Origin of the sequence: Kaistella flava (ex Peng et al. 2021) (assembly GCF_015191005.1) — a bacterium.
Lineage (GTDB): Bacteria > Bacteroidota > Bacteroidia > Flavobacteriales > Weeksellaceae > Kaistella > Kaistella flava.
Genome location: NZ_CP040442.1, coordinates 1,966,895 through 1,985,181, shown reverse-complemented (window position 1 = coordinate 1,985,181; position 18,287 = coordinate 1,966,895). Strand labels below are relative to the sequence as shown.

Genomic DNA, 18,287 nt, shown 5'->3' with positions numbered 1-18,287 from the left:
AGTTCAAATTGAGTTCGAACTTGAAGGTATTTTAAAGATTACCTCTTTTTTCCTGTTCTCTTTCTAATGCTTCAAATAACGCTTTGAAATTTCCAGCTCCAAAACTTTGTGCGCCATGTCTTTCGATAATTTCGAAGAATAGAGTAGGACGATCTTCAACTGGTTTGGTAAATATTTGAAGCAAATAACCTTCTTCATCATGATCGATTAAAATTCCCAGATCTTGCAATCTTTTTAAATCTTCATCAATGTGGCCAACTCTTTCGGGAACCATATCGTAATAGGCTTCAGGTGGAGCTGAAAGAAATTCTACTCCTCGAGATTTCAGTTCCATAACTGTTTTTATAATATCTTTTGTTGCGACTGCAATATGTTGGACACCTTCTTCTTCGTAATAATCTAAATATTCTTCAACCTGAGATTTTTTCTTGCCTTCAGCTGGTTCATTGATAGGGAATTTTGCAAAACCGTTTCCGTTGCTCATCACTTTAGACATCAGTGCAGAATATTCAGTGTTGATTTGTTTGTCATCAAAACTTAGGATGTTTACAAATCCCATCACCTCTTCATACCATTTTACGACAGGAATCATTCTTTCCCAACCAACATTACCAACGCAGTGATCTACATAAAGAAGACCTACATCTGATGGATTATAATCACTTTCCCATTTTTGGTAGCCCGGCATAAATTCACCAGTGTAATTTTTACGTTCAACGAACATGTGTATGGTTTCACCATAAGTATAGACACCAGACATTCTTACTTCGCCATTTTTATCGGTTAAAGTAGTTGGTTCCAGATAAGGTTTTGCACCTCTTTTAGTTGTTTCTTCAAAAGCAGAATAAGCATCATCTACCCAAAGAGCAAGAACTTTCACACCGTCGCCATGCTTTTTTTGATGTTCACAAATCGGGGAATCAGAATTTAATCCCGAAGTTAATACCAAACGAATTTTTCCCTGTTGCAAAACATAAGATGCTCTGTCTCGAATTCCGGTTTCGGGTCCTGCATAAGCTAACGATTGAAAACCGAAAGCAGTTTTGTAGAAATGAGCTGCCTGTTTGGCATTTCCGACATAAAATTCGATATAATCTGTTCCGTTAATCGGTAAGAAATTTTCAGCCTGAGCAATTTTTTCTGCAAATGTAAGTGTTGACATTTTATTCTGTTTTTAATAATGCAAAGTACAAAAATTTTAGGAGTACTAAAATCAGAATATAATGAAATATAGATGATGATATGTATTTTTAAGTTTTTTTATGTCTAAGTTTTGAGAAAAATTCAATATATATTTGCAGTGCTGAAAAGCAACACGCAAGATGATTCTAAAAGCGCAAATAATTTAAACTAAGCCGGTCGAGTGGCTTAGTTTATTTTTAATATGTTGTTGTAATCGGGATTAAAGTTGTCCCAGATTTTCCATTGATCGTCCAGATTTTTTATAAAGTAAAACTGCGTATTCAAATGATGTACGATATAACTGTTTTCTTGATCGTCTTTAAAAACTAAATTCCAAAATTCCTTTGTTTTAAGTACTTTTAATTCAGAATCATCTGAAACCATAGTGATTTGAAAGATTTCATAATTCGAACGATTGTTGTCGTTAACAAAAGTCAGATTATTTTTACTTTTTTCCTCAAGATATTGAGCTGTGCGTTGTAATAAAGGGGAATCTTTACAGAGCGTAGTTGAAAGTTTCTCCAGGTTTACTGATGGTAAATAGTTGAGAGCTTCAAACTGAAATTCGCAAAACTTAGTAATCAACTCTTTATCAGACAAGTGATTGTTGATTTCTTTAGTTGGTTTTAAAATATCTTCCTGCTGAAAATTCTGATGGATATAATCATTTAAATTAGTTTTCCCGAGGAAGATGCAAAGTTTATCTAATGTCTTGATAAAGCGCAAATCATTGTGCGTTTTAATTTGATATTCGTTTTCATAAAAGCGTTGTAAAGTAATCGCAGAAATTGTAGTTCCGAGACTTAGTCTTCTGTCATCAGTTAAAGATTGTTGAAGATTTTTAGAAATAATCTCTGCAAGAATAACAAACTGACTTCTTTTCCATTCACCAACCATTCCTAACAGTGATGACTTCACTTCAGGATGATTTTTGATATCTTCTTTTATTGAGTTATAAATCTTTTCCAAATTATTTTTTTTTCTTTTCGTTCGCAAATATAATGATCCTCACAAATAAATGATTACATAAGTGATTATTTAATACTTTTTTTCAATAATACTTTATTTTAACATAAAACAGTGATAAAAAAAAATCCCCAATTTTCATTGAGGATTTATATATTTGATTATTTAAACCAATACTTTAAATCTCTCAAAGGCTGCTGCATCCAGCATTTCTCTATCATCAGGATGTGCGATTTCAATAAGCGCTTTTGCTCTTTGACGTAAATTTTTACCATATAAGTACGCAACACCATATTCTGTAACTACATAATGAATATGTCCTCTTGTAGTCACCACGCCGGCTCCTTGTTTTAAGAAAGGGGCAATTCTAGGAATTCCTTTTCTGGTTCTTGAAGAAATTGCGATGATGGGTTTTCCACCGTCAGAAAGTGCAGCACCACGCATGAAATCCATTTGACCACCAATTCCACTAAATTGATAAGTTCCGATAGAATCTGCGCAAACCTGTCCTGTTAAATCAATTTCAATGGCGGAGTTAATCGCGACCATTTTTTGATTTTTCATGATATTAATCGGATAGTTCACATGTTCTACATCCATAAATTCGAAAGATGGATTATCATCAATGTAGTCATACAATTTTCTTGTTCCAAAGGCGAAACTGGTAATCGTTCTGTTGCAATGAGTTCCTTTGTATTTATTAGTTATAATGTCATTTGCTACCAAATCTACAATTCCGTCGCTGATCATTTCGGTATGAACTCCTAAATCTTTGTGATTGTGAAGGCATTTTAAAACCGCATCCGGAATGGTTCCGATTCCCATTTGTAAAGTAGATCGGTCGTCGATCAATTCTGCAACATTTTTACCGATCAGCATTTCGTCGGCACCGACTTTTGCGCCGTAATCAACGGTCAATAGTTCTTCTTCATGCCAAACCATTTTATCGATTTTAGAATAATGAATCATTCCATCACCATGAGTTCTCGGCATTCTTGGATTAACCTGTGCAATAATTATTTTTGCAGTATCTACCGCACTTCTTGCTACGTCGATAGAGGTTCCCAATGTGCAATATCCATGAATATCAGGTGGAGAAACGGTAATCATTGCTACGTCAAGTGGAAGCATTCCTCTTTTAAATAAAATTGGAATTTCACTTAAGAAAACAGGTACGAAATCTCCACGATCAGAATTTACTGCTTCTCTTACCGGCGTAGAAACGAATAAGGAGTTGATATAGAAACTGTCTTTATATTGAGGTTTGGCAACTTCTACATTTCCCTGCTGCGTAATCGAAACGAATTCTACATCTCTTAAACGAGACGATTGATTGGCCAATTCGGTAATCAATAGATTTGGAGTACATGCGCTTCCGTGAGAAAAAATCCGGTCGCCACTTTTTATTAATGAAATTGCATCTTCTGCACTGACATACTGAATCATATTTTTATTTTTTATTTGCTGTTGTTTGCTTCTCAAAAGTAATTATTTCATTTCAGAATTGAAATGAGCAATATCAGTTTTGATAAATGTCATAAAAGGGATTACTCTTGACTGCGATCTTTCAATGAATGATCTTCATCTTCCAGCCAAGAAGTTTTATAAGAAGGATCTTCGACTTTCATCGCTTCCTCGGTAATTTTAAAAGGTCTGAAAGGATCGACCATCACGGCAAATTCTTCCGTAGATTTTTTACCAATGCTGCGTTCCATTGCGCCAGGGTGTGGTCCGTGAACAATTCCGCCTGGATGAAGCGTGAAATCCATTAAATCGATATGGTTTCGGCTCATAAAATCACCTTCGGTATAAAAGAGAACTTCATCAGAATCGATGTTGGAATGATTATAAGGTGCCGGAATCGCTTGTGGATGATAATCGTACATTCTCGCTACAAACGAACAAACTACGAAGTTATGTGCTTCGAAATTTTGATGAATCGGCGGCGGTAAATGAACGCGTCCTGTAATCGGCTCGAAGTTTTTGATATTAAATTTATAAGGATAGAAATAACCATCCCAACCAACGACATCAAATGGATGCGTGGCGTAAATGAAATCCCAGATTTGATCTTCTTTTTTTACTTTAATTAAAAAGTCTCCTTTCTCATCGATAGGTTCCACAAAAGTGGGAGCAATCATATCTCGTTCGCAAAATGGAGAATGTTCCAGCATTTGGCCAAACTCATTTCTGTAGCGTTTCGGAGTATTAATAGGAGAGTGGCTTTCTATAAAAAGAAGCGTATTTTTTTCGTCTTTAAATTCTATGGAGTAGATGGTTCCTCTCGGAATAATGAGATAATCACCGTAAGAAAAATCAAGGTTTCCGAGGAATGTTTTCAGTGTTCCGCTTCCTTCATGGATGAAAAGAAGTTCGTCGCATTCAGCATTTTTATAAAAATAATCGGTTGATTTTTTAGGTTTTGCAAGGCCTAACTTTAAGTCGTTGTTAACCAATAAAATTTTGCGACTATCTATAAAATCGTTCTCCGGAGTTACGTTCATTCCTTTGAACATTCGTGGCGTTACGTTTTTATTAACCGCAATTTTTGGCGAAACATCTTTCGGTTCGCTGATTGATTTAATCTGCGTTGGCCGATGGATGTGATATAAGAGCGATGAAATACCATGAAATCCTTCGGTACCGAAAAGTTGCTCGTAATAAAATTGATCATCCTGTGATTTGAAAACAGTATGTCTTTTTGGTGGGATTTTTCCGGATTGCTGATAACTCATTTTTACAATTTTTGATAGGTAAATTTAATGAAATTTTCAGACTTCCGATAAAGGATATGGAAAGGTTTTTCTATTTACTCAAAACTCATAACAGGTTCGTAGAAATCCTCTTCCATCACGCCAAATTGCTGAGAAAGTAATTTTAAACCGTCGATATTTTTAATTAAATTTTCATCAGAAGACGAAATAGGAATTTCCCCAATATTGGTTTGGAGCGCGAAATTAGAATTTGATTTCGAAAAAGCCGTTCCTGAATATTCTAATTTTCTAAAGAAGTTTAATGATTGTTCAACAATATCAGCGATGTTAGAATCATAGACTAAAACACCACCTGGAGTTATTTTTTCAATAACCGGAACTATTTGTTCGCCAGATATTTCGGACGTAATTAAAACGATGTTTGGTTCAAAAGAGGCCGCTTTTTCCAGGTCAGAAGTTTCCAGAATAACAAAATCGCTATTTGAATTATTAAAGACCCCGTTTGCTAAATAAAAGTCAAAATCCTTTGCGTGAAAATTAAGTACATCGAGTAATAATTTCATTACAGAAGGTTGGGAGCTTAGAACGAGAACTCTGGTTTTGTTTTTAGATTCCGCGAAGATATTTTGCATCAGTCTGGTCGAATTATTTTTAAGATTCGGATTTTATATTGCTGTCAATTACTTGCTGAAAAGCACTAACGATCTTTTCCCAATGATTTTTATTTTTTTGCATAATTAAAGAAGCATCAGTTTTACTACCAGCGTTGTTTCCTTTTTTAACATTGATTTCAACAGAAATGTTATCGTATAATTTCTTATAATCCTGCTGAATTTTTGTAAACTTATTTTCAGTAAGTGTATTTTCTATTTTTATCAAATCATCATTAGAAATAATGAAATCTTTTTTAACCTTCTTTCCTTGTCCTTCAAACGAATAATGAACCTTATTTCCTTTAATAAGCAAGTTTTCATAGATAGGAGAAAGGCCGCCACTACGCGCAAAACTATAATCGAAATCAGTATATTTGGTTTGATTACTTCTACTGTTGCATCCCGCTAAAATTATTAGTAGAACCACAAAAATTAGTTTTTTCATTGCAACTATTATTAATTTTTAACTTCGGTTTTCTGTGCTTTAAGCTCTTCATCATATTCATGAAGGACATTAAAATCCTCGGTTTGTTCTATAGCAACCATGATTTTGTGCATGATAACACGAGCGTCATCTTTCTCGTAATCAATGTCCAGCGCAGGTTTGAATTCCATTGTTGGTTTACAGCCAGTTACTTTCACCCGCAAACCTTTTTTATCAAAAGCGCGACGGAAACCATTAATTTTTATCGGAATTACAATTGGCTTCTGATTCTTAACCAATTTCGCCGTTCCTTTTCTACCTTGTGCAAAGGCGGAAGTTGTTCCTTGAGGAAAGGTAATCACCCAACCATTGTCGAGTGCTTTCATAATGTTTTCAACTTCCGTTAAATCCACCATTCTGTTCACGTTGTGACCTTCTGCTCGCCAAGTTCTTTTTACAGTAACGGCGCCGGCCAACTTGAAAACCTTCGTCATGAAACCTTTGTTCATGGTTTCTTCAGCCGCAACATAATAAATATCAACTTTTGGATTTAAGAGATAAATTGGATTTTTAATTGAATTTAAATAACCATTGTTTACCGCACAAAAAGCCTGATACATCGCCGCAACATCAGCGAAATACGTTTGATGATTGGAGACGAAAAGCACATTGGAATCCGGGAGGTCAACTAAGTTTTCGGTACCGGAAATCTTCAATTTATTAAATCCATTGAACCGTCTGTAGGAAACCATTCCTAAGATGAAAATAATCAATCTTTTCAGGAAATACAGATTACCAAAGGCATCCGTGAAAATATTTTTCTTGGCCATTATCTAATTAACATAGTTCGCGAATTTACAAATTTTTCAATAACTGACTAAACTCGCTTAATATCATCGAAGTCGCGCCCCAAATGATATAGCCGTTGAAATCGATTACCGGAACTTTTACGCCACGGGAACTTGGTAAAACTCTCATTTCAGGTTCGTTAGCCAAATTTAAAATAGAGGAAATTGGGAATTCAATCAACTCAACTGCTTCGGTTTCCTGAAGAATAAATTCAGGATTTTTCTTGGTGTAGGAAACGAACGCTTTCACGTAAAAGTTGCTCGGCGGGATGTAAATTGGCGAAAGTTCTCGGATGATTCTAATATAATGTTCATCGATTCCTACTTCTTCCGAAGTTTCGCGTTTGGCAGTTGCTCCAAAATTAGGATCGAAATCTTCTTTTTTTCCACCTGGTAAAGAAATTTGTCCGCTGTGTCGGTCGCGTTCATTTTCGCTGCGAACGATGAGTGGCAAATACCATTCATTATCCTTTAAATATAATAGAATATTGACCGCGGCGAATTTTGGATTTTTAGTTAAAATTTCGTCGTAAGAATAAAGTGGTCGATAAGGTGGGGAATAAATTTCGTGGGCGGCTTCACCGTGAAGTGTTGCCTGTTGTATTTTTGTGAGTAAATCTCTGCCAAAGGTTTTCATGACGTAAATTTAAGGAATTAGTCTTTTAAACTGTTTTAAAGGAAAGTTAAATTTGTTAAGATTTAATTTAAAAATTCGGTCTCGCAATAATCAATGAGATAGGAGTTTTTATTTTTTACTAAAGTAACTTGACTCAATGTTTCGTATTGATCGCCATAATCTACAAATACCCGATATTTTAAATCTGAAATATTCTCAATTTTTACATTTTTAATATTTTCCATATCATCTTGACCACGACCGAATAACCATGGCTCGATATCTTTTCTCAAAGGATAAATCTCTGACCATTTCTCTTTGTTCTTTTTTTTGGCGAGTGGCATTTCTTTATCTGACAAATTGGTTGCGCCATAGATTTGTTCAGAATCCATCATAAATTGATAGAATCTTTTGGTCGTCGCTTTTTCTTCGGTTTCCAAGTAAAAACAAAATTGATTTCCGTTTCTACATTTGAAGAGACTTTCTAACCATTCTTTTGCGGGATCTCTTAAAGTCTCGTTTTCTTTGCTTTTTTCATCTTCATGAAGAGCAGTAATTTCTTCATTTTCTTTAGTGGCGAGAATTGAAGCTTCTTTGGTTTCAGTATTTTGAGACGTGGTAGTTTCTTTACTTTGAGTACAAGACTGCAGGAATAGAAATGCTGAAATGAATAAGATTAATTTTTTCATGGTTGAGTTTTTAAAGCCATTTTCTAAAGAAGTTTAGAATTAGCACCGTTATTATTTTGAATTATAACCATCATTTCATCCTCTTTGAATTGATGAAAGTGTAGCTTCCCAATTCCAAATACTTTCGATTAAAAATAAAGTGAATATTCCTAAAAGGAAAAATTTTACGTCTCTTTTACTGATTTTGTTCATTTTATTTTTTTATAAATTAGGGTTAATAGGTTGAAATCACCCATTGATTCTCAAAACTACAACTTTTTTAATTTCTCATCTTTTTTATTTTCGTTACTTTTGCATTTCTCTAAAAAACACCCTCTTTGGAAACTCAGGAACTCATATTTAATCCTCAAGATATTGCAGAAACGCTCAGCCAACTTAAAGCTGATGAGCGTCTTTTGGCATTTCTAAAGGTTCCTAAGCAGTACAAGGCGGATGTATTCTCCCACTTAGATCCAGATTTTCAGGAAGAAACCATTCGTGGAATTGGTAGTGAGGAGGTTTCTGAGATTCTGAATGCAATGAGTCCAGATGATAGAACGGCGCTTTTAGAGGACTTTCCTGATGAACTGATTCGGTATTCCATCAATCATCTTAATCCACAAGAAAGAAGAATTGCACTGAAACTTTTGGGTTATCACGTCGATTCTATTGCGCGTTTGATGACGCCGTATTATATTCAGATTCGTAAAGAATGGACCGTTAAAAGATGTTTTCAACAAATTAAAAAAGTCGGAAAAAAGGTAGAAACCATGAACCATCTTTATGTGGTTGATGAAAGAAACCGCCTGGTCGACGATATCGCAATCGGTTCCTTATTACTTGCAGAAGAAGATACTTTGATTTCAGAAATCACTGATAATCATTTTGTTGCGATTACAACAACCACTACGAAAGAAGATGCGGTAACCTATTTCGAAAAGTATGACCGATCTGCTTTGCCTATCGTAACTGATAGCGGAGTTTTGGTTGGTATCGTAACGATCGATGATATTTTGGACCAGATTGAAGCACAAAACACCGAAGATATTCAGAAATTCGGGGGTGTTGATGCGTTGGATATGCCGTATACGCAAACTTCCTGGACAGAGATGATTAAGAAGAGAGGAACCTGGTTGGTGATTCTTTTCTTTTCAGAAATGTTAACGGCCTCGGCGATGGGATTCTTCGAACATGAAATTGAAAAAGCAGTCGTGCTTGCCTTATTTGTTCCGTTGATTATTTCCAGTGGAGGTAACTCCGGTTCTCAAGCGGCAACGTTGATTATTCGTGCCATGGCACTGCAGGAAATCGGTCTGAAAGATTGGTGGTATGTTATGCGGAAAGAAATTGTCTCCGGAGTTTTTCTGGGTGGAATTTTGGGAATCATCGGTTTTATCAGAATCATGATTTGGCAAGAAACAGGTTTGTATGATTACGGCGAGCACTGGATTTATATCGCGTTCAGTATTGCGGTTTCCCTTTTATTAATCATCCTTTGGGGAACACTTTCGGGTTCAATGATTCCTTTTGTTTTAAAGAAATTTAAGCTGGATCCAGCAACTTCTTCAGCACCTTTTGTAGCCACATTAGTCGATGTTACTGGTTTGATTATATACTTCACCGTCGCCGGAATGTTCCTGGCAGGTAAACTTCTTTAATTTTTATGAAAATCATTTCGCTGGTTCCCAGCATTACCGAAACGCTTTTTGATTTTGGCTTAACTGCTGATGAAGTTATTGGCAGAACCAAATTTTGTATTCATCCATCAGATTTAGTGAAAAGCGTTGAAGTTATTGGTGGAACTAAAAATTTGAATATTGATAAAATCAAATTATTGAATCCTGATTTAATCATCGCCAATAAAGAAGAAAACGAAAAAATTCAGGTTGAAGAATTAATGAAAGATTTTAAAGTTTGGGTCACCGTTATCGAAACTTTAGAAGATAATCAAGATTTCATTTCTGAGCTTGGAAACCTTTTAAATAAAGAAGATTTAGCATTAGATTTTAATCAGAAAATTACTTCTGTTTTTAATGATGTTAAAGTTTCTGAACCAAAGAAAGTGGCCTATTTAATTTGGAAAAATCCTTATATGACGGTTGGGTCTGATACTTTTATCAATAAAATTTTAGGGAAACTGGACTTTGAAAATTTATTCAAGAATAGAACAAGATATCCCGAAGTTTCAGTAGAAGAATTGAAAGAGGCTGATTTGATTTTTCTCTCCTCAGAACCTTTTCCTTTTCAACAAAAACATATTGACGAACTTCAAAGAGAACTTCCGAATAAAGAGATCATCCTAGTTGATGGCGAAGCTTTTTCTTGGTTTGGTACGCACTTAATGAAAGTTGGTAATTATCTGAAATACTTGTCTTTACAATATTAAAGTTTTAGTAATTCTAGGATTTGGATTTCATAGAATAGTTTCAAATCTTGGAAAAAAAATAATACGATAATTTGGAAGAAATCAAATCATTAGATCCTTAATAAGGAGCAACAAGATTTTCTAAAAATTCAATTAAGCTTTTTTAAACATTCCTGGTTTGTAATTCGTGATGAAAACACCGCAGATAATTAAAACGGTCGCCATGATAAAAGTGAGTGAAATAGGTTCACTGAGAATAAGCCAACCCAGGAAAATCGCAATAATGGTATTCACGTAAGAAAGGATAGAAATCTGGGTCGGAGTAATTTTTTTCAGTGCGAAATGAAACGCGAAAAACGCTATAACAGACCCGAAGATGGCCAAGTAAACGGTTGCGAAAATGCTTTTGTAACTCCACATCCCAAAGTTAATTTGGTCCGAAAATAGAAATCCGAAAATAATCTGAACAATTCCGGCAAAACTGAATTGGTAAAAGAGATTTAAGGAAATGTTTTGAGGTTGATGATTCATTTTTTTACTAAAGACGGTACCGAAAGCCCAACCGAAAATCGCGATGAACATGAAAATGATTCCCAGTCGGTATTCCAAATTGAGGAGATCTTCTAAACCATCTTTGAAAATTAATAAAATCCCCGAAAAACCAATCAAAACTCCTATTAAACCGCGAATGCTGAATTTTTGCATGCTGAATATGATACTCAATATAAAAACGAGAAGCGGAGAAGTTGAACTGATTAGAGAGGCTAAGCTGCTTGTTAAACTTTTTTCTGCAACCGTTGTCATTCCGTTCGCAACGACCAACATTAAAGAAGCGAGGATGATTTGATTCCGAAAATTTTTCCAGCCAATCCATTTTAGTTTTTTGGAAAAGAGAAGAATAATCAACAAAATAATTCCGGCTAAAAACTGACGAATTCCAGCTACAAACCAAGGTGGAATTGTTTCTACCGCAACTCTAATTCCTAGGAAAGTCGTGCCCCAAACTAAAGCTACGGTGATGATGGCGAAAACTAATTTGGGATCTTTGAACATAGAACGTTGACGTAGTTTTTGATGAAAAAATCAGGTAAAATTAATTGATTTTTAGGATGGCATAAAGGTAGATTTTATGGATGCAATAGCCAATACTACTTTTGAGTTATTTTGATTAGAAATATTTATCATAGTAAGTTAAAAATAGAGTTTTCGTCTTAAATGGTAGACATTATTTTTGTTATATTTGGTAGAATCGAACCAAGGTTTTTTCACAGACGCCATCTCTGAAGGATTATCACAAAAATTGTATTGAATTGAAAATATCTGAATTAAAAGAAAGTAAAACTATTCGTAGGCCAACTAAAGCTTTCGATAAATCGGGAAATAGAATTTATGAGGAATTGCAATATGATTTTCCGTTTAGGGAAATACAAAATCTATTCGGGAGTGAAAGATTATTTTCAAAAATCATTGATATATTGCCTCTTTTCTTGATCTTACATGTGTTTTTTCATTTTGAACTGTTACACAGTTTTCTTTATGCTATACCAGCAGTTATTATTAGTGGAACTATTTTGGAAACAATTTTCGGAAGTACTCTTGGGAAGAAAATATTTGATTTAAAAGTTATTGATGATTTTGGCCGTTTTCCTAATTTTTCTAAATCTTTAAAAAGAAATCTTTTGTGTTTAATAAATTTATTTCCCAGCTTTTATGACTTTCAATCCAAATCTTCTGGTGTTTGGTTAACAGGCGTGAATTTTAATATGCAGTTAAATAATAAATTTTGCAAAACTTATGTGGTAAAATCAAAGGTTGCTGAAAAGATAAAGGAGATGTTAAATAGCGAGAGATTCTTTACTATCTAACTTTTTTAACTCATTTTTTTTGTAATTTGTGTTAAGCTTAATAATTTTAAATTTAGATTAATGGGAGTAGAAATAGAAAGAAAATTTTTGGTCAATCACGACAAATGGGAACAAGTAGAAAAACCTTCGGGCGAATTTTACCGTCAAGGTTATTTATTAACCGATCCGAAGAAAACAATTCGGGTGCGACAGACTTCAGATAAAGGGTTTTTAACGATTAAAGGAATTTCTGTTGGCGCAACAAGAGCAGAATATGAATATGAAATTCCGTTCGAGGAAGCCAAAGAATTGTTGGATCAATTTTCAGTTGCTGAACTTTCAAAGATCAGATATAAGATTTCTATCGACAATCATATCTGGGAAGTTGATGTGTTTTCAGGAAAGAATGAAGGATTAATTGTGGCAGAAATCGAATTGAAAAGTGAAGATGAAACCTTTGAAATTCCAGGCTGGATTGACAGAGAAGTAACGGGAGAAGAAAAATATTACAATTCGAACTTGGTGAGTGAGCCTTTTTCTAATTGGAAATAGTAAAGCCACGAATGCACGAATAAGCTTTTTGGAAATTTAGTTAGAGTTCTAAACTTATGCAAATAATCAGACTCTTTAAATCAGCAAATGATTTACTTAAAAATATTCGTGCATTCGTGGCAAATAAAATTTTAAGAATCAGGTATCTACTTTCTAAACTTCCATTTTAGTAGAAAACGAAAAGCGTATTTTTGCAAACCATGAACGGAAATCAAATTATCATTATCGGCGCAGGTCCTGCAGGATTAATGGCGGCTCAACAGTTAGCTTTGAAAGGTTTCAAAGTTCAGGTGTATGAACAAAATAAAGCTGCAGCCCGAAAATTTTTGGTAGCTGGAAACGGGGGATTTAATTTGACTCATAGTGAAGAATTAGAATCTTTTGTGAAAAAATATGAAGCCAAAGAAATCCAGGAAATCGTAAAGAATTTTGATAATCAAAAAGTAATTCAATGGCTTTCAGATTTAGGAGTAACTACGTATGTCGGAAGTTCAGGAAAGATTTTTCCCACCAAAAACTTCAAACCGATTCAGGTTTTAAAAGCTTGGTTGGATGAATTGGAAAAACTTGGAGTTACCATTCATTACGATCATACTTTTATGGATTTTGATGATTCTTCAGTTTATTTAAAAAGTAATGATCAGGATATCTCTATTAAATATTCAGAATTAATTCTGGCAATGGGCGGCGGTTCCTGGAAAAAAACCGGTTCTGATGCGAAATGGGTAGAAACTTTATCTCAGAAAAACATTGAAATAACGCCTTTAGAATCTGCTAATTCTGGTTATAATACCAATATTAAGTTTCACCAATTGCAAGGACAGTATTTGAAAAATATTAAAGTTTCTTTTGAAGACCAACATAAAATTGGCGAAGTCGTTTTTACGAAATACGGCATCGAAGGAAGTCCGATTTATTATCTAAACCGTTTTACCAGAAAACATGATTTTCCTGTAACCATCAATATCGATTTAAAACCCAATTTAAGAGAATCTGAAATTTTAGAACAATTAAAAGGCACTGCAAAAATAAGTTCGGTTTTAAAAAGGAATTTAAAATTGTCAACAACCGCCATTAATCTTCTAAAAACGCTGGATAAGGAAAGTTATCTGGATATCAAAAATCTGGCAAAAACCATTAAAAAATTTCCAATAGAGGTTTTAAGTTTCAGACCCATTGATGAAGTGATTTCTACTTCGGGTGGCGTTGCTTTTTCTGCCTTAAATCCCAATCTACAATTGAAAAACTTCCCCAATGTTTATTGCGCCGGAGAAATGATCGATTGGGAAGCGCCAACGGGCGGATATCTTTTACAAGCTTGTTTCAGTACAGGTTTTTGGGTTGCAAATACCATTGCGAATTCTTAAAATAAACCTTTCAAATTTTAGAGTTATTTCTAGCAATATTAATCTGCTCGATCTGCAAAATCTGCGAGAGCAAATTCTAAAACTCCCATTGATTTTACAGATTACGCAGATTTTTTAAATCCAAGATTGATTAGATAAAATCTATTTTTAATAAGCAATTTTTAAAGCACTTAAAATTCCTTAACTTTAAGCCTTAAAATTTATATTAAAAATGGTTGGAATAATTATGGGAAGCCAAAGCGATTTGGCGATAATGGAACAGGCAGCAGAGTTTTTAAATTCAATGGGAATTGCTTACGAATTGACGGTGGTTTCTGCACACCGCACCCCGGAAAGAATGTTTGAATACGCAAAAACCGCAAAATCTCGTGGTCTAAAAGTGATTATTGCCGGCGCGGGCGGCGCAGCACATCTTCCCGGAATGGTCGCAAGTTGTACCACTTTGCCAGTAATTGGTGTTCCGATTTTATCTTCTAATTCAATTGATGGTTGGGATTCGGTGTTATCGATTTTACAAATGCCTTCCGGAATTCCTGTAGCGACGGTTGCTTTAAATGGCGCGACTAATGCGGGGATTTTAGCGGCTAAAATTCTTGGTTCTGCTAATGATGAAGTTTCACAAAAATTAGATATGTACCAAACTTCATTGAAAGATAAAGTTTTTGGAACGGTCAAAGAAATCAGTAAATTTCATCCGAATCACTTTGATTCATAATCTGAACGACTTAAAATAATTGTTATGATTTTATAAATCATTCAATAATTTACATAAAAAAGAAAGTGTCTCAATACTCCAACTCACCTTCTGAGATTCTAATATTTGACACCCATGCTCTGACAGGAGTCCGTGAGAAAAACATAAAAGAAGCCGTTTTATATAGTTATGAGACGGCTTCTTTTCATTAAAAAAAAGGACATTTATAATTTCATCATTATAAAATTTTATTTGATGACACCAACTTGCTGCATGCACCATTTCATCTTGTCATAAGTTCTTTTGATATCGTGGTCTAAACCAATTGACATACGGATTAATCCTTGAGAAAGGCCCATTTCTTTTTGTTCAGCTTCCGGGATTTCAGATGAGGTCGAACTTCCTGAACATGAGAATAATGTTTTGTAGAAACCAAGACTTACCGCTAGATAACCTAAGTTTTCTTTTTGCATCAATTCCATTAATTCATTGGCTTTTTCCATGGTTTGAACGTCCAGAGTTAGCAAGCCTCCGAAACCATATTCTGGATTCATCATGCTTTTGAAAAGGTCGTGTTGTTTGTGACTTTTCAATCCTGGATATTTTACAGTCAATCCATCTTTTTCAAATTGCTCTGCTAAATATTGAGCATTTTCACTGTGTTTTTTAATTCTTATATGAAGCGTTCGTAAATTTTTAAGAATACTCGCCGCACGGAAACTGTCTAAAGTCGGTCCAAGCAACATACAAGCGCCAGAATTCACATCTTTCAAATCATTAATAAATTGAGTAGAAGCACACACAACTCCGGCAACTGCATCACTACTTCCGTTGATGAATTTGGTTAAACTGTGAATCGTAATATCAGTTCCGAGCATTTGTGGCGAAATCGAAAGTGGAGAAAAAGTATTGTCAACAATCAATTTCAAATTATGTTTTTTTGCAATTTTCGCCAATTCACGTAGATCAGCAATTTCTAAAAGTGGATTACTCACGGTTTCACAAAATAGAACTTTTGTATCTTCAGTAATTGCATTTTCAACTGCTGATAAATCGGTGATGTCAACAAATGAAGTTTTAATATTATATCCAGGCAGAAAGTTTTTCATGAACGCATACGTTCCTCCATAAATCGTGCGGCTCGAAATAATATGATCGCCACCTTTGCAGAGTTGAAGCAGGGTAGAAGTGATTGCACCCATTCCCGAAGCGGTTACATTTGCACTTTCTGTTCCTTCCATTTGGGCCAAAGCTTCGCTTAAATAAAGATTGCTTGGAGTGGAATGACGAGAGTATAAATAACAACCTTCTGTGTTTCCTTCGAACGTATCGAACATGGTTTTTGCAGAAAGAAAAGTATAAGTCGAACTGTCAGATATTGAAGGGTTTACGCCTCCGAATTCTCCAAAATATTGTAAGTCCTGAATGTTGTTTGCTGCATCAAAGTTTTCCATAATAGTATTTTTGTTTTGATAAAAGTCAGCGTTTTCAAAATCAAAAACAATTATTTTAAATAAATTTAGAAAATGAATCTATTGAATTAATGATTATTAGATTTAAATTTTATATTTGATGAATAATAAAAGTAATAACCGAAAATATTTCATTTTATGTTAGACGCAAAAGATAAAAAACTATTGATTTTACTGCAGAATGACGCCAAAAAAACCACCAAACAATTGGCCAATGAATTGGATTTATCAGTAACGGCAGTTTTTGAACGCATTAAAAAATTAGAAAAGCAGCAGATTATCAAGAAATATGTGGCTTTACTGAACCATGAAAAAATTAAAAAAAACTTTATCGTTTTATGTCATGTGAAATTGGTGCAACATAAGAAGGAATATATTTCTCAGTTTGAAAAAGAAATCACTCAGTTTCCTGAAGTGTTAGAATGTTTTCATGTTTCCGGAGATTACGATTATATCTTGAAAATCTGTATTCGCGACATTCAGGAATACCGTGAATTCATGGTAAGTAAATTGACTAACCTACAACATATCGCCAGTACGCAAAGTTCTTTTATGATTAAAGAAGTGAAGAATTCTACGGTTATTGAACCTTAAAGTGTGATGTTATATTTTTAAACCACAAAGTCACAAAAGAATACTTTAAAAGAAATAAAACAAAAAGTCTATCAAGGTGAAAATCTAAATATTTTTAAAACTTTTGTGCGCTTATTTAGAATAAATCTTTGTCTTAAACTTTTTAGGAAAAATACTTTTGTGGCTTTTGTGGTTTTAAGCTATTTTTTAAACAACCACAAATAAGCCGCTCCAAATTCCCTCGACCAATATGATTCAGAATGTGTTCCATCTTCATCAAATTTGGTTTTAATATTTGATTCTGGAACTCCTTTTTTAATTAAAATTGGTATTATCTTTTGAATATCCGAAACCATATTTTCCGATTCTTTGGTTCCGCTGAGAAAATAGAATTTGGTAGGTGTTAGATTTTTAGAGTTTTCGCTGACAAATAAATTTAAATCTTTAAAATCATACCAAAAGCTTGGACTGAAAACTCCCAGTTTCCCAAATTTTTCAGGATATTTCAAACCTGCATAAAAAGAAATTAAGCCGCCCATCGAACTTCCAATGAGAGCTGTGTTTTTCGCTTGTGGCAAAGTCCGGTAGTTTTTATCGATATAAGATTTCAAAGTTTTCGCCAGAAATTCGGTATAAGCATCGCCTTTTCCGCCACCATATTTTTCGTTTTTCCACGGTGAATATTCATTTAATCTTTCAGCACCGCCGTTTTCAATTCCAACAACAATCGCATCACGATTTCCTTCTGCAAATAATTGATTCAATGTTTCATCAACCTTCCATTCGCCAGAAAAAGATGTGGCATCATTAAATAAATTCTGAGCATCCTGCATATAAATAACAGGATATTTTTTGTTGGAAGTGGAATAATCTGGTGGTAAATAGATCCAAATTCTACGGCTGGTCTTTAGTTGCGGAATATAAAAATTTTCACTTAAAACTTTTACATTTTCGGAAGCTGTATTTTTGTTAATAGCGGATTTTTCCCAAGACACAATTTGATTTTCAATCGTTTGTGGATTAGTACTGAAGAAAAGTTTTCTATTTTCTAACTTATTTCCGTTTTCATCACCTTCTGCGATTTCCCAGTTTCCCTGCGTGAATTTATATTCTAAAGTTCCTTTATTTTCAGTAATTTGTAAGGTGTAATTTCTGGAACTGTCTTTTTTTAATTCAAATTTAGGATCGTTCGGATTCCAATTATTGCTGGAATTTGCCATGAAGATTTTGGCGTTTTCAGGCGTTCCTTTTGGGATAGAAGTTATTTTTATGAGAACTTGACTTCGAAAATTCGTACTCATCATCGCAAGTATTACAAAGTAGAATTTGATTTGTTTGAAGAAACTCAT

Annotated in this window: 19 protein-coding genes; 7 read left to right on the top strand and 12 right to left on the bottom strand. The window is 34.3% G+C overall.

Features of this window, described 5'->3' with window-relative positions:
- Positions 1-31 precede the first annotated feature (31 nt).
- The 9 genes from hppD to Q73A0000_RS08970 form a co-directional block, all read right to left on the bottom strand.
- Positions 32-1,162, bottom strand: coding sequence for a 4-hydroxyphenylpyruvate dioxygenase (gene hppD, locus Q73A0000_RS09010; protein ID WP_193810646.1), 1,131 nt, complete (start codon positions 1,160-1,162; stop codon positions 32-34).
- Between the two features lie 206 nt (positions 1,163-1,368).
- Positions 1,369-2,151, bottom strand: a complete 783-nt coding sequence (locus tag Q73A0000_RS09005; protein ID WP_193810645.1) for a hypothetical protein — start codon at positions 2,149-2,151, stop codon at positions 1,369-1,371.
- A 162-nt stretch (positions 2,152-2,313) separates the two neighbouring features.
- On the bottom strand, positions 2,314-3,594 hold the full coding sequence (locus Q73A0000_RS09000) for an acetyl-CoA hydrolase/transferase family protein (protein ID WP_193810644.1): 1,281 nt from the start codon (positions 3,592-3,594) through the stop codon (positions 2,314-2,316).
- Positions 3,595-3,695: 101 nt separating this feature from the next.
- Positions 3,696-4,883 (bottom strand): homogentisate 1,2-dioxygenase, encoded by a 1,188-nt coding sequence (locus tag Q73A0000_RS08995; protein ID WP_193810643.1) that lies wholly within the window; start codon positions 4,881-4,883, stop codon positions 3,696-3,698.
- A 74-nt stretch (positions 4,884-4,957) separates the two neighbouring features.
- Positions 4,958-5,494 (bottom strand): hypothetical protein, encoded by a 537-nt coding sequence (locus Q73A0000_RS08990; protein WP_193810642.1) that lies wholly within the window; start codon positions 5,492-5,494, stop codon positions 4,958-4,960.
- 19 nt (positions 5,495-5,513) lie between these two features.
- Positions 5,514-5,960 (bottom strand): hypothetical protein, encoded by a 447-nt coding sequence (locus tag Q73A0000_RS08985; RefSeq protein WP_193810641.1) that lies wholly within the window; start codon positions 5,958-5,960, stop codon positions 5,514-5,516.
- A gap of 11 nt (positions 5,961-5,971) precedes the next feature.
- Entirely contained in the window at positions 5,972-6,769 is a 798-nt protein-coding gene (locus Q73A0000_RS08980; RefSeq protein WP_193810640.1) for a lysophospholipid acyltransferase family protein, read from the bottom strand.
- Positions 6,770-6,794: 25 nt separating this feature from the next.
- Positions 6,795-7,424: an NUDIX hydrolase gene (locus Q73A0000_RS08975; protein WP_193810639.1), complete on the bottom strand. Its 630-nt coding sequence runs from the start codon at positions 7,422-7,424 to the stop codon at positions 6,795-6,797.
- 62 nt (positions 7,425-7,486) lie between these two features.
- Positions 7,487-8,092, bottom strand: coding sequence for a hypothetical protein (locus tag Q73A0000_RS08970; RefSeq protein ID WP_193810638.1), 606 nt, complete (start codon positions 8,090-8,092; stop codon positions 7,487-7,489).
- A 317-nt stretch (positions 8,093-8,409) separates the two neighbouring features.
- Between Q73A0000_RS08970 and mgtE the strand changes: the two genes are divergently transcribed.
- Positions 8,410-9,729, top strand: coding sequence for a magnesium transporter (gene mgtE, locus Q73A0000_RS08965; protein ID WP_193810637.1), 1,320 nt, complete (start codon positions 8,410-8,412; stop codon positions 9,727-9,729).
- A gap of 5 nt (positions 9,730-9,734) precedes the next feature.
- The gene (locus Q73A0000_RS08960; RefSeq protein ID WP_193810636.1) at positions 9,735-10,457 is read left to right on the top strand and encodes an ABC transporter substrate-binding protein; all 723 of its coding nucleotides are present in this window, start codon (positions 9,735-9,737) and stop codon (positions 10,455-10,457) included.
- 132 nt (positions 10,458-10,589) lie between these two features.
- On the opposite strand, the gene Q73A0000_RS08955 is transcribed toward Q73A0000_RS08960, so the two are convergent.
- Positions 10,590-11,489, bottom strand: coding sequence for a DMT family transporter (locus Q73A0000_RS08955; RefSeq protein ID WP_193810635.1), 900 nt, complete (start codon positions 11,487-11,489; stop codon positions 10,590-10,592).
- Positions 11,490-11,746: 257 nt separating this feature from the next.
- On the opposite strand from Q73A0000_RS08955, the gene Q73A0000_RS08950 reads away from it, so the two are divergent.
- The 4 genes from Q73A0000_RS08950 (at position 11,747) to purE (ending at position 14,914) form a co-directional block, all read left to right on the top strand.
- Positions 11,747-12,301, top strand: coding sequence for an RDD family protein (locus Q73A0000_RS08950; protein WP_193810634.1), 555 nt, complete (start codon positions 11,747-11,749; stop codon positions 12,299-12,301).
- A 60-nt stretch (positions 12,302-12,361) separates the two neighbouring features.
- Positions 12,362-12,832: a CYTH domain-containing protein gene (locus Q73A0000_RS08945; protein ID WP_193810633.1), complete on the top strand. Its 471-nt coding sequence runs from the start codon at positions 12,362-12,364 to the stop codon at positions 12,830-12,832.
- Between the two features lie 200 nt (positions 12,833-13,032).
- Positions 13,033-14,199: an NAD(P)/FAD-dependent oxidoreductase gene (locus tag Q73A0000_RS08940; RefSeq protein WP_193810632.1), complete on the top strand. Its 1,167-nt coding sequence runs from the start codon at positions 13,033-13,035 to the stop codon at positions 14,197-14,199.
- Between the two features lie 211 nt (positions 14,200-14,410).
- Positions 14,411-14,914: a 5-(carboxyamino)imidazole ribonucleotide mutase gene (gene purE / locus Q73A0000_RS08935; protein ID WP_193810631.1), complete on the top strand. Its 504-nt coding sequence runs from the start codon at positions 14,411-14,413 to the stop codon at positions 14,912-14,914.
- 227 nt (positions 14,915-15,141) lie between these two features.
- Here purE and Q73A0000_RS08930 read toward each other — a convergent pair whose 3' ends face one another.
- Positions 15,142-16,347 (bottom strand): aminotransferase class I/II-fold pyridoxal phosphate-dependent enzyme, encoded by a 1,206-nt coding sequence (locus Q73A0000_RS08930; protein WP_193810630.1) that lies wholly within the window; start codon positions 16,345-16,347, stop codon positions 15,142-15,144.
- A gap of 156 nt (positions 16,348-16,503) precedes the next feature.
- Between Q73A0000_RS08930 and Q73A0000_RS08925 the strand changes: the two genes are divergently transcribed.
- Complete coding sequence (locus Q73A0000_RS08925; protein WP_193810629.1) at positions 16,504-16,959, top strand: Lrp/AsnC family transcriptional regulator; 456 nt, start codon at positions 16,504-16,506, stop codon at positions 16,957-16,959.
- A 179-nt stretch (positions 16,960-17,138) separates the two neighbouring features.
- Here the strand turns inward: Q73A0000_RS08925 and Q73A0000_RS08920 are convergent, their stop codons facing one another.
- On the bottom strand, positions 17,139-18,287 hold the full coding sequence (locus Q73A0000_RS08920) for an alpha/beta hydrolase (protein WP_208458770.1): 1,149 nt from the start codon (positions 18,285-18,287) through the stop codon (positions 17,139-17,141).

Coding starts and splice junctions, on each gene's coding strand:
- Q73A0000_RS08990 (WP_193810642.1), bottom strand. CDS start 5,494: ATGCAAAATATCTTCGCGGAATCTAAAAACAAAACCAGAGTTCTCGTT.
- Q73A0000_RS08995 (WP_193810643.1), bottom strand. CDS start 4,883: ATGAGTTATCAGCAATCCGGAAAAATCCCACCAAAAAGACATACTGTT.
- Q73A0000_RS08970 (WP_193810638.1), bottom strand. CDS start 8,092: ATGAAAAAATTAATCTTATTCATTTCAGCATTTCTATTCCTGCAGTCT.
- purE (WP_193810631.1), top strand. CDS start 14,411: ATGGTTGGAATAATTATGGGAAGCCAAAGCGATTTGGCGATAATGGAA.
- Q73A0000_RS08960 (WP_193810636.1), top strand. CDS start 9,735: ATGAAAATCATTTCGCTGGTTCCCAGCATTACCGAAACGCTTTTTGAT.
- Q73A0000_RS08930 (WP_193810630.1), bottom strand. CDS start 16,347: ATGGAAAACTTTGATGCAGCAAACAACATTCAGGACTTACAATATTTT.
- Q73A0000_RS08980 (WP_193810640.1), bottom strand. CDS start 6,769: ATGGCCAAGAAAAATATTTTCACGGATGCCTTTGGTAATCTGTATTTC.
- hppD (WP_193810646.1), bottom strand. CDS start 1,162: ATGTCAACACTTACATTTGCAGAAAAAATTGCTCAGGCTGAAAATTTC.
- Q73A0000_RS08925 (WP_193810629.1), top strand. CDS start 16,504: ATGTTAGACGCAAAAGATAAAAAACTATTGATTTTACTGCAGAATGAC.
- Q73A0000_RS08975 (WP_193810639.1), bottom strand. CDS start 7,424: ATGAAAACCTTTGGCAGAGATTTACTCACAAAAATACAACAGGCAACA.
- Q73A0000_RS08955 (WP_193810635.1), bottom strand. CDS start 11,489: ATGTTCAAAGATCCCAAATTAGTTTTCGCCATCATCACCGTAGCTTTA.
- Q73A0000_RS09000 (WP_193810644.1), bottom strand. CDS start 3,594: ATGATTCAGTATGTCAGTGCAGAAGATGCAATTTCATTAATAAAAAGT.
- Q73A0000_RS08920 (WP_208458770.1), bottom strand. CDS start 18,287: ATGAGTTTCTTCAAACAAATCAAATTCTACTTTGTAATACTTGCGATG.
- Q73A0000_RS08985 (WP_193810641.1), bottom strand. CDS start 5,960: ATGAAAAAACTAATTTTTGTGGTTCTACTAATAATTTTAGCGGGATGC.
- Q73A0000_RS08945 (WP_193810633.1), top strand. CDS start 12,362: ATGGGAGTAGAAATAGAAAGAAAATTTTTGGTCAATCACGACAAATGG.
- Q73A0000_RS08940 (WP_193810632.1), top strand. CDS start 13,033: ATGAACGGAAATCAAATTATCATTATCGGCGCAGGTCCTGCAGGATTA.